Genomic DNA, 13,844 nt, shown 5'->3' on the forward strand with positions numbered 1-13,844 from the left:
AAATGTCCGAACCCCTGTTTGAAAAGATCGCCCTTATCGGCATCGGCCTGATCGGCTCCTCGCTGGCGCGTGTGGTACGCCGCGAAGGACTTGCCGGCCACATCGCCATCTCGACCCGTCGCTCGGAAACGCTGAAACGCGCCGAGGAGCTGCAACTCGGCGACAGCTATACGACTGACGCAAAGCTGGCAGTGCGTGATGCCGATCTCGTCATCGTCTCGGTGCCGGTGGGCGCGTCCGGTGCCGTCGCAGAGGAGATCGCACCGGCACTGAAGAAGGGGGCGATCCTGACCGATGTCGGCTCCACCAAGCAGTCGGTGGTTGCACAGATGTCACCTTTCATACCGGAAGGCGTGCACTTCATTCCCGGGCACCCGCTCGCTGGCACCGAGAATTCCGGCCCGGATGCCGGTTTCCCGGATCTGTTCGACAACCGCTGGTGCATCTTCACGCCGCTGCCGGACACTGATCCGGACGCGCTTGAGAAATTGTCGGAGTTCTGGCGCCGCTGTGGCTCCAACATCGACACGATGACGCCCGAGCATCATGACATGACGCTGGCGATCGTCTCGCATCTGCCGCACATCATCGCCTACAACATCGTCGGCACGGCCGACGATCTGGCGAATGTGACGAAGTCCGAGGTCATCAAATATTCGGCTTCCGGTTTCCGCGATTTCACGCGCCTCGCCGCGTCGGATCCGACCATGTGGCGCGATGTATGCCTGCACAACAAGGATGCGATCCTGGAAATGCTGGCACGCTTCTCGGAAGATCTGTCCTCCCTGCAAAGGGCGATTCGATGGGGCGACGGCGATAAGCTGTTCGACCTCTTCACCCGCACCCGCGCCATCCGCCGCTCGATCATCCAGGCCGGCCAGGACATAGATGTGCCGGACTTCGGGCGCCAGGTGGTGGAACATCCGATCAAGTGAGGCAGTCGGCAATAGGCAGTAGGCAATAGCAACATGCTTGCGATTGTTGAAAGCACCAGCGAGCAGTTCGACTGCCGACTGCCGACTGCCGACTGCCGACTGCCGACTGCCGACTGCCGACTGCCGACTGCCGACTGCCGACTGCCTACTCTACCGGCTTGATCATCCCCAATGGAATGAAGCCCAGCGAGGCGCGGCCCTTCACCACTTTCAGCGGCATGGACGGTTCATTGCCGAGCATCGACAATGCAGCGAAACCTTGTTGGATCTGGCTTGCCTGTTCAGGAATAGCCGCGGCGAGAATGGCGGCCACCGCCTTCGGATTCTGCAGTTTGATGTTGAGGGTGGCGTCGATCAACCCGTCGGCATCGACCGCGATCGGACCTGCGACAACGATGCGCGCTTCGCCGGAAGACAGTTCGAGATTCCTGATCTCGGCAGACTGGCCGCGCAGGCTCTTTGGAGGGGTGCTGAGCAGGGCGATGCCGTTTTTCACCGTGGCGTCGCCCTTGCCGCTGAAAGGCGGCAGGACGCGGCCGCCGATCGTGTGGGCGTCGATCTCCAGGTCTGTGAAATCGTGGGTGAGTATCAGATCCTGCCCCGCAGGGCTGGCTGCGGCGGCGAGTTGCCCGACGCTGAACAACTGAACGGGATCGGTTTCGTCGGTCGGGTCGGTTTGGCCGTTGAAGCCTTCCGCAGTCACCGAAATGCGGCTGGGCAAGGGCCACCAAAGCCGTCCGCTGATGTCCAGTTGATCCCAGTCGATCCACAATGGCGGCATGTCGGGCACGGAGGTGCGCAACGGTCCGTCGAGATTGACGTTCGGCGCGAGAGGCTGGGCAAGGCTTGCCGTGGCAATCATGCCGCCCGCAGCGGCTGCAACGTTCCTGGCGTCATCCTGATAGGCGAGCCCGTCGCAGGTAACCACGAAACGTAAAGGATAACCGCTGACGGTCAAATTGGTGCAGTCGGCGTTGATGCCCTTGGCCGCGAGGGCGGCAACCGTGTTCGTTGCGTCGCTTCTGACGCGGCCGGCCAGCCAGTACCAGCCCGCGCTGTAGAGGCCGAAGAGGACGAGCAGAGCGAGGATCAGCCCGGCCAGCCAGCGCCGACGTTTTGGCTTGCTCTGGTCACTTGACGTCATGCTCTAGCCCTCGATAACGCAGAAGAACCGGCGACCATCCCGGCCGGAATGATTTTGGTGCGAACGATTGAGCCCGCCCAGGGCGGGAATGCGATGAAAATGAAGCGGCATTCCGCCCTATCTCTTTGCTTGTCGCATGATCTTTGTCCAAAAAGTCTGCGACCTCTTGGGATCACGCTTTAGGCTTGTCGATATGGGCGATTTTTGGGTTTTTGGCTACGGTTCGCTGATCTGGCGTCCCGGTTTCGCGCATGTCGAGACACAAAGGGCGCGCCTGCACGGCTATCGGCGCTCGCTCTGTGTCTATTCCTTCGTCCACCGCGGCACCCGCGAAAGACCCGGGCTGGTGCTTGGCCTCGACCGCGGCGGCTCCTGCATCGGATTGGCCTTCCGGGTGCCCGGCGAATTGCGTGACGAGGTCATCGCCTATCTGCGCGAGCGCGAACTGGTGACCAACGTCTACCTCGAACGCTGGGTCAAGGTGGCGCTGGAGGATGGCCGCGTGGCGGATGCGGTGACCTACGTCGCCGACCGCGGGCACGAGCAGTATGCTGGCGCCCTTGGCGAGGCGGAAGCCGCGGCCGTGGTGCGGGGCGCCGTCGGTCAATCCGGCGTCAATGAAGACTATGTCCTCAACACCATCCAGCATCTTGAAGCGCTTGGCATTCGCGATCGCTGGCTGGAAGAGGTGGCGCGGCGGATCGTTCCGGTTGAAAACGCTTCTGGCCCATTGAACCCCGCGCGATAGTCCCTAGCTTCCTGCTGGACCGGCGCCCCCGCCGGTATTAGAGCGTTTCCGTTTTAAGGAAACGCGGAAACGCTCTAATTCTTTGTTTTTTTGCGCAGTTCCGGGGCGGAAAACCGCTACGCACTTTTCCTGGAATTGCTCTTAGAGCGTTTCCGTTTTTCACGGAAACGCGGAAACGCTCTAAGTTTGTTTTCGCCGCATTTTTGTAACGCCAGGTGATTCCACCTGGCTACAAAATGCTCTAGGGAGATCAATCTTGGACAGACGCCTGCTCGGTCGCACCGACCTCGAAATCGCGCCCCTTGTGCTGGGGGGCAATGTCTTCGGCTGGACCGCCGACGAAAAGACGTCCTTCGATCTGCTGGACCGTTTTGTCGATGGCGGGCTCAACGCCATCGATACGGCCGACGTCTATTCGCGCTGGGCGCCCGGCAACAAAGGCGGCGAATCGGAAACCATCATCGGCAAATGGATGAAGGCGCGGGGCAATCGCGACAAGGTGGTCGTCATCACCAAGGTCGGCTCCGATATGGGACAAGGCAGGAAGGACCTCTCCGCCGGCCATATCGAACAGGCCGTGGAAGCCTCGCTAAAGCGCCTGCAGACCGATGTCGTCGATCTCTATCTCTCGCATTGGCCGGACCCGACCGTGCCTTATGAAGAGACGCTCGGCGCCTATCAGAAGCTTCTTGCCAAGGGCAAGGTTCGCCATATCGGCTGCTCCAATCTGGACGCCGGTCAACTGCGGGCCGCGCTCGATGTCGCCAAGCTGCGCAATCTGCCGCGCTACGAGGTTCTGCAGCCGGAATACAATCTCTATGACCGCGCTTCCTATGACGGCCCGCTGCGCGATCTTTGCATAGCAGAAGGGCTTGGCGTGATCACCTATTTCAGCCTCGCCAAGGGTTTCCTGTCAGGCAAGTACCGCAGCAAGGCCGACCTCGGCAAAAGTGCCGCGCGGGGCGAGGACGTGGAGAGCTATCTCAACAAGCGCGGCATGCGTATCCTGGCGGCACTCGACGCCGTCGCCGGGCGGCATGGGTCCAAGCCGGCCGAAGTTGCGCTCGCCTGGGTAATCGCCCGGCCGGGCGTGACGGCGCCGATCGCCAGCGCAACCACGCCGGAGCAGATGGCAAATCTGGTGCGTGCCGCGTCACTGAAACTCTCGCAGGTCGATATCGAAGAACTGGACAAGGCGAGCGCCTAGGGCAATTCCAACAAAAGTGTGTGACGGCTTTCCGTGCGGAGTTGCGTCAAGGCAAAGGCTTGGCGCGTTACCGTGAAACGGAAACGCTCCAAGCTCGCCTGACAAGGGGTCCGCGGAAGCAGAGACCGTCAGGCTGCCAGCGCGCGACCGACCCGGTCGCGGATTTCGGCCAGGGTGAAGGGCTTCTGCACGACATCCAGGATGATACCGTTCAATTCATCCGCACGCTCGCGCTGATCGGCGTAACCAGTCACCAGCATGATCTTGAGTTCAGGGAAAGCCGCTGCCGCCGCCTTGGCCATTTCGATGCCGTCCATCTCCGGCATGCGGATATCCGAGACGATGAGATCGTAATTGCCGTTGGCAGCACGGATGCTTTCAAGCCCCTGCGCACCGTCGGCGGCGATGTCGATGTTGTAGCCTGCGCGCTCGAGCGCGCGGGCGGCGAGAGTGCGGACGGATTCATCGTCCTCGACGATCAGGAGCTTTGCCATGCGCAGAGATTTGCCCTGCAAATGTTGACGTTTCCTGAAAGTCCGAGCGGCCCGCCAATTCTTTTCGCGAGGCTCGAAAAAGAGGTCAGGTGTCGTCCTTGACCACGCCCACGAAAGGCAGTTCGCGGAAAGCATGACCGACATCCATGCCATAGCCGACGACGAAATAGTCAGGGCAATCGAAGCCGACATAGTCGGCATTCAGGTCGGTCTGGCGGCGCATGCGTTTATCGAGCAGCACGGCGATGGAGCAGCTCCTTGCACCGCGTGACAGCATGAGTTCGCGGGTGAATTTGAGTGTCTTGCCGGATTCCAGTATGTCATCGATCAAGAGCACGTCGCGGCCCGCCACCTCGTTATCGATGTCGCGCAGCACGCGCACCTGGCCACTTTCGGTGCCGGCGCCATAGCTGGAGATGAAGATGAATTCGACTTCGGGCGACAGGCCGGCGTCGTGCATCGCGCGGATCAGGTCGGCGGCGAAAATGAAGGAACCCTTCAGCACCGAGATGACCAACAGGTCGTGGTAATCGTGGGCCGCGATTTCCTTGGCGAGTTCCAGATTGCGGCGTGCGATCGCTGACGCCGAAAACAGAACTTCGATATCCTTGCCGCGCACAATTGGCATGAAGACCCTTTCCTGGAACGCGGATCCGAGGGGCTTGGAAGCCGCCGGTTATCGCGCGAAAGTGACCGAGACGGCCGTTACGCCGTTTCTAGGCACCTCGAGCCGACTGGAAAAGGCAAATCTTTCGCCTGGCGGCAAGCTGCGGCCGGATGTCCCCAGCCCATACCGGGTAATGCGGCCATCATTGCCGGTCACACGGATCTCGAGCGGCGGCAAGACAGCTGCTTCCGCTCCATCATTGCCGGCTTCGCCATCGACCAGAAGCACCGGCTTGGAACCGGTACTATCGACACGCGAGGTCACGCTGGAGATGCTGAGTGCCGCAGCAGCGGTGTCGCCGTAGCCCAGGAACGCGGTTTGGTGAAACAGCGCATGGCCGCCCGAAATCCAGAAGGCGAGGAGGGCGATCGCAATACCACTGGTCCAGAACAATGCCCCGCCGGGTGCTGGGCGAGCCAGGTCGGGGCCCGTTTCGCCTTTACGCAACATATCCATGCCGTCGAGCGGAGGCGTCATTTCCGACTGCAGGGCAGCGGGTTGCGGTGGCAGCCGTTCAGCGATCCGGCTGGAATCGGAATCAAGCACGATGAAGTCGGCGTCAATCACGTCAACAGCCACAGCCGGGCCTTCGCGGCCGATCGTCGCCGCGGTCATGATTTCGCCGGAAACCGGGCGTGCCGTGCCGCGATCGGCCATCCTGTTCCTTGGTCGCCTCTGTTCGCCGTCTGTTTCAATTCCGTAGACAAAAATGGTTAATGCTTCCCCACCGGATTTGTTTTACAGCAGCGGTCGGCGTCAAAAATTAACCGGCGATTAACCATGCCGGTCGATGGTCGTTTCTAGAGCGCTGCGCGTCCAATCGGGGAAGCAAAGGACGCTCCAACACTTTGAGGTGGCGCATGATCCTTTCGAAAATCGGTTCGATTTTCGAGGTCATGCGCTAGATACGGGCGGACTGCCGCCCAATACAGTTCAGGTCGCCGCACGTGATCCGCTTCGAAAATGTCGGCCTCCGCTATGGCATGGGTCCGGAGATTCTCCGTGACATCACCTTGCATGTGCCGGAGCGCTCCTTTCAATTCCTGAGCGGGCCGTCCGGCGCCGGCAAAACGACCTTGCTGCGCCTTCTGTTTCTGTCGCTGAAACCGACACGGGGGCTGATCACGGTCTTCGGCAAGGATCGTGCGCGAATCACGCGCGAGGAACTGCCGCATCTGCGCCGTCGGATCGGCGTGGTGTTCCAGGATTTTCGTCTGCTCGACCATATGACGACCTATGAGAATGTCGCGCTGCCGCTGCGTGTACGCGGCCGTGAGGAGGCGAGCTATCGCACCGATGTCGTCGAGCTCCTGAAATGGGTTGGCCTTGGCGATCGCATGCATGTCTTGCCGCCGGTACTGTCGGGTGGCGAAAAACAGCGCGCCGCGATCGCACGCGCGCTGATTGAGCAACCGCAGCTCCTGCTTGCCGACGAACCGACCGGTAATGTCGATCCGCAACTGGCGCGTCGGCTGCTTCGGCTCTTCATCGAATTGAACCGGCTTGGCACGGCCGTTGTCATCGCCACACATGATCTCGGCCTCATGGAACAAGTCGACGCCCGGCGTTTGATCCTGTCGGGAGGAAGGCTGGACATCTATGATTGAGATGACGGCCGAACACGAAGAAGACGGCGAAGTCCGCGGCGCAGCAACGCCTCGGCGCGCGCAGCGCAAAATGGCGCCCATCGTGCCGGCACAGAACATCGCCGGCCGCGCGCTGGTGTTTGTCATCGCCATCATGACATTCCTGTCGTGCCTGACATTCGGAGCAGTGACTTTGGTGCGCAGCACCGCCGCCGTCTGGGAAAACCAGATCTCGCGCGAGGCGACGATCCAGATCAAACCTGTCGATGGGATGGACATGGAAGCGGCGCTGACAAGCGTTGCCGAAATCGCCGCCAGGTTTCCAGGCGTCAAAGCCACCAACATTGTCGATCGTGACGCTACCGCCCGGCTGCTTGCGCCATGGCTGGGCAGCGGCCTCAATATCGATGAACTGCCGGTGCCTCGCCTCGTGGTGGTCACCATCGACGAGAACAATCCGCCCAATTTCGCGGCGATGCGGGAGGCGTTGACGAATACCATCGCCAGCGCTTCGCTGGATGACCATCGAACCTGGGTGGATCGGCTGGTCGCGATGGCCCGCACCACGGTAACGATTGGCATGCTGGTTCTGGTGCTCATGCTTTCAGCGACCGTACTGACGGTGGTGTTCGCAACGCGTGGCGCCATGGCGGGCAACGGTCACATCATCGAAGTTTTGCATTTTGTCGGCGCTGAGGCGCGTTTCATCGCCCGCCAGTTCCGCCAGCAATTTCTGGTCACCGGGATGAAGGGGGCAGCGGCCGGTGGTGTGGCGGCGATTGTCGTCTTCCTGCTCTTTTCCTTCTGGGCGTCGCGAAATATGGCGACGCCGCAAGCCGACCAGGCTGTCGCTTTGTTCGGCAGTTTCGCCATCGGCTGGGCCGGATATCTCGGCGTCGTCCTGATGGTGATGGTTATCGGTGCACTCACGGCAGCGACATCGCATGCCACGGTGATCGCCTATCTCAGCGATCTCGACACGCGCCAGACCGACGGTGGTTGACGGAGGAGGCGATGACGCATTGCGGCTCCGAAATCAGATCGAGCGAAGGCGCTTTCTCCTACCAAAGGACGCAATTCGGCACTAATCATGAAGGTATGAGAAATCGCGATTCTGCCAACATGGCCGAAGCCGCGCCGGACACTTTAACTGTGCAGCACAGTCCGTCTCGATTGCGCAGGACGCTGCGGTCGTTGGGGATAGTCGTTCTGGCGACGATAGCGGTCTACGCGCTGGGTTTCGGTTGGTTTGCGAGCCATGTCAGCCGGCTTGTCACGCCTGCCGATCCCGAGCCGGCGGACGCCATCATCGTGCTGACCGGCGGCCAGTCGCGGCTGGATGCGGCCATCGGGCTGCTGGAATCCGGCAAAGGCGCCAGGTTGCTGATCAGCGGTGTGCATCCCACCGCCAGCCGCAAGCAGTTGCAGAAGGCGACCCGAAGCGACAACGAGCTGTTCTCTTGCTGCGTGGACATCGACCGCGCAGCCCTGGATACGATCGGCAACGCCGAGGAAAGCGCAAAATGGGTCGAAACCCATGGCTACAGCCGTATCCTTTTGGTCACCAACAACTATCACATGCCGCGCAGCCTGCTGGAGATGGGCAGGTTGTTGCCGTCGGCACGGCTGGTGCCCTATCCGGTGGTCAACAGCAATCTCGACAATGGCGGCTGGCTGATCAAGCCGGGCGCCTTGCGCGTGCTGTTCACCGAATACAACAAATACCTGCTGGCGCTCGGCCGCGTGATCCTGCCGATCCGGCCGGCCTTCGCCAGCCACAACATCGATTGAATTCATCGCTTCGAGAGTTCAGCGCGCAACCGATCGATTTCCGCTTCCAGGGTGGCGATGCGCTTATCGCGGTCGCCCAGGATAGCCGCGACGTCAGCCGCTTCGAAGCGCTGCGGAATGTGCTGAGGGCAGTTCGCGTCCCAGGTGGAAACGGTGAACAGGATCACCTGTTCGGGACGCGCCTTGTAATCCTGCGGCATAAGGCGGGCGAGAAGGTCGGGGTCGTTTTCGATGATCCGCGCCTCACCCCAGATCTTGATGCGCTGCCGTAGCATATAGTCGATCAGGAACAGGAAGGCCCGGTTGTTGTCGGCGAGATTGCCCTGCGAGATGAACTGCCGGTTGCCGGAGAAGTCCGCGAAACCGATGGTGCGGCTATCGAGCACCTGCAGGAAACCGGCGGGCCCGCCTCGGTGCTGGATATAGGGCTGGCCCTCGGCATTGGCCGTTGCGAAGAAGACGCTGGTCTGCGCGGCAATGAAAGCGGCGAGATCCGGCGTGATCTCTTCGTTCCAGCCACGTTCCTCGGAGCGCGCATAGGCCTGTCGCGAACCTTTGCGAGCCTGAATTGCCTTCACTGTCGGCGTAAAGGCAACGTCGCTCGCATAAACGTGGGAAGCGGTCATGATGGTCTCCCTCGATGGGCCCTGCGTGGGAATTTCACCGAAGCTGGTATCTTTCGCCTTTCATAAGTAGATGTCATATTTGGAAGGTATTATTCCAAATATTGGAAGGTTCATGGATCGCCTGGCATCGATGTCATTGTTCGTGACCGTGGCCGAAGCCGGTAGCCTGTCGGCGGCCGGACGCAGCCTCGCCGTGCCCTTGGCCACCGTCAGCCGCAAACTTTCCGATCTTGAAAGACATCTCGGCACACGGCTGCTCAACCGTTCCACCCGTCGTTTGGAATTGACCGAAGCGGGGCATGCCTACCTCGCTGCCTGCCGACGCATCCTGGAGGATGTCGAGGAGGCGGAGCAAACTGCGGCGGGAGAATACAGCCAGGCCCGCGGTGAACTGGTGGTGACGGCGCCGATTGTCTTCGGACGCCTGCACGTGCTGCCGGTGGTGGTGGACTTTCTCGCCGCCTATCCGGAAGTCGACGTCAGGCTGACGCAATCGGATACGCTACGGCGGTTGGTCGAAGAGCACATCGATGTGGCCTTGCGTATCGGAAAACTACCGGATTCCAGCATGGTGGCGACCCGCGTGGGCTCGATCCGCCGCGTGGCCTGCGCCAGCCCGACCTATCTCGAAACCCATGGTACGCCAAAGGTGCCGCAGGATCTGACGGCTCATCAATGTGTGACCTTCGAGCGGCTGGCGCTGCCGGCGGCATGGACCTTCACGGAAGGACAGGCGGAAATCGCGGTGCCGGTCCGGTCCCGCCTTTCGATCAACACGGCCGAGGCCGCCATCGATGCGGCGATCTCCGGCGTCGGGATTGTCAGGGTGTTGTCTTATCAGGCCGCCGATGCTGTTCGATCCGGAGCGCTGAAGCTGGTGCTGGAGGAATTCGAACCGGAGCCGTGGCCGGTCAGCCTGGTGCATGCCGGCCGCGGTCTGTTGCCGCTCAAGCTGCGCGCGTTCCTGGACTTTGCGGCGCCCCGATTGAGGGCGAGACTGGCTGGGCTCGGCATTTGAAAGAAGCCTGAAGCACGGTACGGATCGCCGACGCTGTCATTCCTTTTTGCTCGTTCATGGTGTAACGAACACGCGCTTCCTCACCAGGCTCGCTGCATGCTCTATATCCGCTCACTGGCGTTCAACTTCGTTTTCTATCTCAACCTGATCGTCCAAATGATCCTTTGGACGCCCTATTACTTCCTGTCACCGCGCGCATGGGCCTGGTTCGTGCCGAAGTTCTGGTCGCGCTCCAGCATGTGGCTCTACAAGATCATCGGGAACACGGACAACGAAATCACCGGCACGGAGAACCTGCCCGAAGGCTCCTTTATCCTGGCGCCCAAGCACCAGTCGTTCTGGGATACGATCGCCTTCTTCCCTTACCTGAAGGACCCGCTCTACATCCTGAAGCGCGAGCTCACCTGGATTCCTTTCTTTGGCTGGTACATCATGAAGATGCGCATGATCCCGGTCGACCGCGGCAGCCGTTCGAAAGCATTGAAGGCGGTGATTGCCGCCACCAGAGCGGAATTGGCTCGCAACCCGCGCCAGCTCATCATCTATCCGGAAGGCACGCGTCGCGCCCCTGGCGATGAGCCGGCCTATAAATACGGTATCGTCGAACTCTATTCGCAACTTGGCGTGCCGGTCGTGCCGGTTGCCCATGTCGCCGGCCTCTACTGGCCGCGCCGCAAGTTCCTGCGCTTTCCGGGCACCATCAAAGCGCGGTTCCTGCCGCCGATCCCGCCAGGCCTCGACAAGGAAGAGTTCATGCGTCGGCTGATCGATGAGACGGAGACTGCTTGCGACGAACTGCTCGCCGAGGCGGCCAATGCCGATAATCCGCCGCCAATGCCACCCACCGCCGCCAAGCGGCTTGCCGAACTGAGCGCCGCTGCCAAGACCTGAGGATTTCGGCGGCCGATACTCGCTCTATCTATTTGAGATTCAGCAATCGCTCGAGATAACTGCGCTCGATTTCCGGGCTCAGCGCATTGCCAAGTCGCTTGCGGATGGCGTCAAGGATTTCACGAGCGCGCTGCGTATCGACCTTGTCGAGGTTTTCGTTCCGACTCTGATTCTCCATGGGGCCTCTCTCTCCCCATGGCCTGTCGAGCGGATCCCGGTTGGCTCCGCGTTGTCTGTTGCCCCGCTGAGTGTCGCCCTGGTCGCCCTGCATCGCCTCCAATTGCTGCATCATGTCCTTGGCGCCACGGCGCAGTGCTTCCAGCGCGCGGCTTTGCTGGCCGACGGCCGCGCCGCTTTCGCCGCCGCCAAGCGATTGCTCCGCGTCACCCATGGCGCGCCCCGCCTCGCCAAAGCCTTCATTGGGCTCCAGGCCCATGCCTTCGAGGCTCTTCTTGAGCTTTTCGAGGTCGCTTTTCAGCTTGCCCTGGCCTTCTTGGAGTTGCTTCAGCGCATCGGCGAATTCTTCCGGCGTCATCGGCTTGTCGCCACCGCTGCCATTCTGCTGACCTTCGTTGTTGCCTTGCTGACCTTCCTGGCCAGGCATCTGCTGGTCGCCAGGCTGTTCATCTTGGCCCTGCTCGCCGCGCTGCATGCGATCTGTTCGGAACGTCTCGTTCATCATCTCCTGCTGGCGGCGCATGATCTCGCCCAGCTTGTCCATCTGCTGGCGCATCTCGCTGTTCTGCTGACCCTGACCCTGACGGCGGGCGGTGCGCAGATTGTTCATCATGTCCTGCAATTCGGACAGCAACTGCTGTGCCTTGTCGCGATCACCGGATTTCGCCAGATCCTCGATCTGGTCCATCATGCGCTTGAGGTCGTTTTCACTGAGGACGCGAGCGTCGTCCGGTAGAGGCTGTTCCTTGCCTTGGGGATTGCGTTGCGCGAACTCGCGCATGAAATCCGCCATGGCCTGGCGCAGCTCTTTCATGAGCTTGTCGATCTCCTCGTCGCTGGCGCCGTTCTGCAACGCGTCCTGCAGCGCCTGCTGTGCCTGGCGCAAGCGCTTTTCGGCATCCGACAGGCTGCCGTTCTCGATGCCGAGGGCGAGGTCCCACAGGTAGGAGACGACGCCGCGCAACTCATCGTCGCTCTTGGCCAGGTTCAGGCGGCTGCGGGCGCTCATCAGGCCGAGATAGTTCGGCATGGAATCGAAGGTGTCCTCGGGACGGAGGGTGATCGCGTCCATCAGGTCAAGAACACGCCGCTTCGCATTGGCGTCGAGCGCCAGCAAACGGCGTTGTTCAATCACCGCGCGTGCCAAGGGGTTGGCGAAGGGGCGCTCCGGCAGCGTCCAGCTCTTGGTTTCGCTGCGGGCAATCTGTCCGGCACCGTCCGTCGCTTCCAGTGTTACTTTCACGCCAGCGCCGGCCCAGACGTGATCGGTCAGGTCCTTGGTGGTACGGGCAGCGTTGTTCTTGGCTCCGCGTCGAGGCAGCGACAGCGGCATTTCCGGGGGACCGTAAAGTGGGCGTGCGTCGGGCGCCTGCTGCTCGGCCAGCTTGAATTCCGCGAGTGCTTTGGCCGGGCCGTAGTCATCGACGATTTCGTAATTGATCTCCGCCGTGCCGTTTGCTGCCCGACGGGGTTCGCCGGAGAAGCGGATCTGCGGAGCGGTATCCGGCGTCACGGCAAAAGCCCATCTGCCCAACTCGTCATTCGCCGATTTGAGAACCAGCACGCCATCTGTGATGAGCTTGCCATTGAACTGACGTGCGCCATTGGTCGGTGCGGGGTTGCTGGGCGCGGCATCATCTGCCTTCGCCGGGGCATCGGGCTTGATGTCGCGGCTGTTCCCGCTCGCCTCGTCATAGACGACGGTTTCGTCATCCGCACCGCCAGTGATGCGCACGGTCACATCGCTACCTTGCGGTACGGTGAAGGTGATATCCTTGCGCGTTGCGTCGGCAGTCAGGAATACCGGTGGCTTGCCGGTATAGTTGGGCGGCGTCACCCAGGCGTCGATACGTGGCGGCACGGCGTCGCGTGCGCCGGCAGCGAGGAAGGCATCGCTGAGGCGACCGCCTTGCGGGCCATAGGAAAAAGCCAGTGCCACGAACAAGAGCAGCGCAACCACCGCGCGGACGGCCCAGGGGTCGTGGCGCGCTACGCCGGTAGAAGGCAGGTCGGTGCCCAGCGAGCCGAGCTTTGCGGCCATACGCTTTTGATGTTCGCGCCATAGGGCCTGCGCAAAGTCGCCCGCCTCGCCGCCAGGCTTATCGGTCTGCACGCGCACGGGGCTGTGGAGCAGCGCGTTGGCCGCCTCGATGCGGGTGTCGACTTCGCTTGCGGTCGGCAGCCTGAAAAGGCGCAGGGGATAGAGCGATGCCAGCGCTGCGACGCCGAACAGGCCGACGAGGCCCAGGCGGGTAATGTCCGACAGACGTGGGAACAAGCCGAGCCAGGCAGCGGATACAAACAGTGCCAGGACAAGCAGGAACGGCAGGATCAACGGCCAGGCCCGCTCCACCATCATGACGACACGCGTCGCCAACCTGCTGGCCGCAAGCCGTGCCGTCAGGCTGCGATCGATGCCGGATGTGGGTCGCTCTGTCATCGGCTCTCCGGAAAGCCGGCCGGAATGGCGCGGCCTCACGATTCAAAATCATAGCAGCAAACACGGCAAAGGCGAGGCGACATCGCGAAAAGCCCGTTCACGTTCTCGTCGGCACCGGCA

The 13,844-nt window shown here is 61.6% G+C and carries 14 protein-coding genes; 8 read left to right on the forward strand and 6 right to left on the reverse strand.

Features of this window, described 5'->3' with window-relative positions; all coding sequences use genetic code 11:
- Positions 1 to 2 precede the first annotated feature (2 nt).
- Complete coding sequence (locus L4923_RS05435; RefSeq protein ID WP_239362629.1) at positions 3 to 935, forward strand: prephenate/arogenate dehydrogenase family protein; 933 nt, start codon at positions 3 to 5, stop codon at positions 933 to 935.
- 145 nt (positions 936 to 1,080) lie between these two features.
- Here the strand turns inward: L4923_RS05435 and L4923_RS05440 are convergent, their stop codons facing one another.
- Positions 1,081 to 2,079, reverse strand: a complete 999-nt coding sequence (locus tag L4923_RS05440; RefSeq protein WP_239362630.1) for a DUF2125 domain-containing protein — start codon at positions 2,077 to 2,079, stop codon at positions 1,081 to 1,083.
- 193 nt (positions 2,080 to 2,272) lie between these two features.
- Here L4923_RS05440 and L4923_RS05445 point away from each other — a divergent pair, with 193 nt between their 5' ends.
- Together L4923_RS05445 and L4923_RS05450 are read left to right on the forward strand one after the other, a co-directional pair.
- Positions 2,273 to 2,827, forward strand: coding sequence for a gamma-glutamylcyclotransferase (locus L4923_RS05445; protein WP_239362631.1), 555 nt, complete (start codon positions 2,273 to 2,275; stop codon positions 2,825 to 2,827).
- Between the two features lie 256 nt (positions 2,828 to 3,083).
- Positions 3,084 to 4,034, forward strand: a complete 951-nt coding sequence (locus L4923_RS05450; RefSeq protein WP_239362632.1) for an aldo/keto reductase — start codon at positions 3,084 to 3,086, stop codon at positions 4,032 to 4,034.
- A 128-nt stretch (positions 4,035 to 4,162) separates the two neighbouring features.
- Here L4923_RS05450 and L4923_RS05455 read toward each other — a convergent pair whose 3' ends face one another.
- The 3 genes from L4923_RS05455 to L4923_RS05465 form a co-directional block, all read right to left on the reverse strand.
- Complete coding sequence (locus tag L4923_RS05455; RefSeq protein ID WP_239362875.1) at positions 4,163 to 4,528, reverse strand: response regulator; 366 nt, start codon at positions 4,526 to 4,528, stop codon at positions 4,163 to 4,165.
- Between the two features lie 85 nt (positions 4,529 to 4,613).
- The gene (hpt, locus tag L4923_RS05460; protein WP_239362633.1) at positions 4,614 to 5,156 is read right to left on the reverse strand and encodes a hypoxanthine phosphoribosyltransferase; all 543 of its coding nucleotides are present in this window, start codon (positions 5,154 to 5,156) and stop codon (positions 4,614 to 4,616) included.
- 48 nt (positions 5,157 to 5,204) lie between these two features.
- Positions 5,205 to 5,852: a hypothetical protein gene (locus tag L4923_RS05465; RefSeq protein WP_239362635.1), complete on the reverse strand. Its 648-nt coding sequence runs from the start codon at positions 5,850 to 5,852 to the stop codon at positions 5,205 to 5,207.
- Positions 5,853 to 6,142: 290 nt separating this feature from the next.
- Between L4923_RS05465 and ftsE the strand changes: the two genes are divergently transcribed.
- The 3 genes from ftsE to L4923_RS05480 all read left to right on the forward strand — a co-directional run bounded on the left by ftsE (position 6,143) and on the right by L4923_RS05480 (position 8,572).
- A complete protein-coding gene (gene ftsE / locus L4923_RS05470; RefSeq protein WP_239362636.1) occupies positions 6,143 to 6,802 on the forward strand; it encodes a cell division ATP-binding protein FtsE in 660 nt (219 codons plus the stop codon).
- On the forward strand, positions 6,795 to 7,784 hold the full coding sequence (locus L4923_RS05475; protein ID WP_239362638.1) for a cell division protein FtsX: 990 nt from the start codon (positions 6,795 to 6,797) through the stop codon (positions 7,782 to 7,784). The genes ftsE and L4923_RS05475 overlap by 8 nt, the downstream gene beginning before the upstream one ends.
- Before the next feature lie 119 nt (positions 7,785 to 7,903).
- Positions 7,904 to 8,572, forward strand: a complete 669-nt coding sequence (locus L4923_RS05480) for a YdcF family protein (protein WP_239362877.1) — start codon at positions 7,904 to 7,906, stop codon at positions 8,570 to 8,572.
- A 2-nt stretch (positions 8,573 to 8,574) separates the two neighbouring features.
- Here the strand turns inward: L4923_RS05480 and L4923_RS05485 are convergent, their stop codons facing one another.
- Positions 8,575 to 9,198 (reverse strand): pyridoxamine 5'-phosphate oxidase family protein, encoded by a 624-nt coding sequence (locus tag L4923_RS05485; RefSeq protein WP_239362639.1) that lies wholly within the window; start codon positions 9,196 to 9,198, stop codon positions 8,575 to 8,577.
- A 112-nt stretch (positions 9,199 to 9,310) separates the two neighbouring features.
- Here L4923_RS05485 and L4923_RS05490 point away from each other — a divergent pair, with 112 nt between their 5' ends.
- Together L4923_RS05490 and L4923_RS05495 are read left to right on the forward strand one after the other, a co-directional pair.
- Positions 9,311 to 10,216 (forward strand): LysR family transcriptional regulator, encoded by a 906-nt coding sequence (locus L4923_RS05490; protein ID WP_239362640.1) that lies wholly within the window; start codon positions 9,311 to 9,313, stop codon positions 10,214 to 10,216.
- A 96-nt stretch (positions 10,217 to 10,312) separates the two neighbouring features.
- Positions 10,313 to 11,107: a lysophospholipid acyltransferase family protein gene (locus L4923_RS05495; RefSeq protein ID WP_239362641.1), complete on the forward strand. Its 795-nt coding sequence runs from the start codon at positions 10,313 to 10,315 to the stop codon at positions 11,105 to 11,107.
- A gap of 28 nt (positions 11,108 to 11,135) precedes the next feature.
- On the opposite strand, the gene L4923_RS05500 is transcribed toward L4923_RS05495, so the two are convergent.
- Positions 11,136 to 13,724, reverse strand: a complete 2,589-nt coding sequence (locus L4923_RS05500; RefSeq protein WP_239362642.1) for a TIGR02302 family protein — start codon at positions 13,722 to 13,724, stop codon at positions 11,136 to 11,138.
- Positions 13,725 to 13,844 lie beyond the last annotated feature (120 nt).

It is taken from the genome of Terribium retamae (assembly GCF_022347545.1).
GTDB classification, from domain to species: Bacteria; Pseudomonadota; Alphaproteobacteria; order Rhizobiales; family Rhizobiaceae; genus Mesorhizobium; species Mesorhizobium retamae.

Excerpts from the sequence above, each read along its gene's own strand:
- L4923_RS05475 (WP_239362638.1), top strand. The coding sequence starts at position 6,795 with ATGATTGAGATGACGGCCGAACACGAAGAAGACGGCGAAGTCCGCGGC.
- L4923_RS05480 (WP_239362877.1), top strand. The coding sequence starts at position 7,904 with ATGGCCGAAGCCGCGCCGGACACTTTAACTGTGCAGCACAGTCCGTCT.
- L4923_RS05455 (WP_239362875.1), bottom strand. The coding sequence starts at position 4,528 with ATGGCAAAGCTCCTGATCGTCGAGGACGATGAATCCGTCCGCACTCTC.
- L4923_RS05445 (WP_239362631.1), top strand. The coding sequence starts at position 2,273 with ATGGGCGATTTTTGGGTTTTTGGCTACGGTTCGCTGATCTGGCGTCCC.
- L4923_RS05485 (WP_239362639.1), bottom strand. The coding sequence starts at position 9,198 with ATGACCGCTTCCCACGTTTATGCGAGCGACGTTGCCTTTACGCCGACA.
- L4923_RS05435 (WP_239362629.1), top strand. The coding sequence starts at position 3 with ATGTCCGAACCCCTGTTTGAAAAGATCGCCCTTATCGGCATCGGCCTG.
- hpt (WP_239362633.1), bottom strand. The coding sequence starts at position 5,156 with ATGCCAATTGTGCGCGGCAAGGATATCGAAGTTCTGTTTTCGGCGTCA.
- L4923_RS05495 (WP_239362641.1), top strand. The coding sequence starts at position 10,313 with ATGCTCTATATCCGCTCACTGGCGTTCAACTTCGTTTTCTATCTCAAC.
- L4923_RS05500 (WP_239362642.1), bottom strand. The coding sequence starts at position 13,724 with ATGACAGAGCGACCCACATCCGGCATCGATCGCAGCCTGACGGCACGG.
- L4923_RS05465 (WP_239362635.1), bottom strand. The coding sequence starts at position 5,852 with ATGGCCGATCGCGGCACGGCACGCCCGGTTTCCGGCGAAATCATGACC.
- L4923_RS05440 (WP_239362630.1), bottom strand. The coding sequence starts at position 2,079 with ATGACGTCAAGTGACCAGAGCAAGCCAAAACGTCGGCGCTGGCTGGCC.
- L4923_RS05490 (WP_239362640.1), top strand. The coding sequence starts at position 9,311 with ATGGATCGCCTGGCATCGATGTCATTGTTCGTGACCGTGGCCGAAGCC.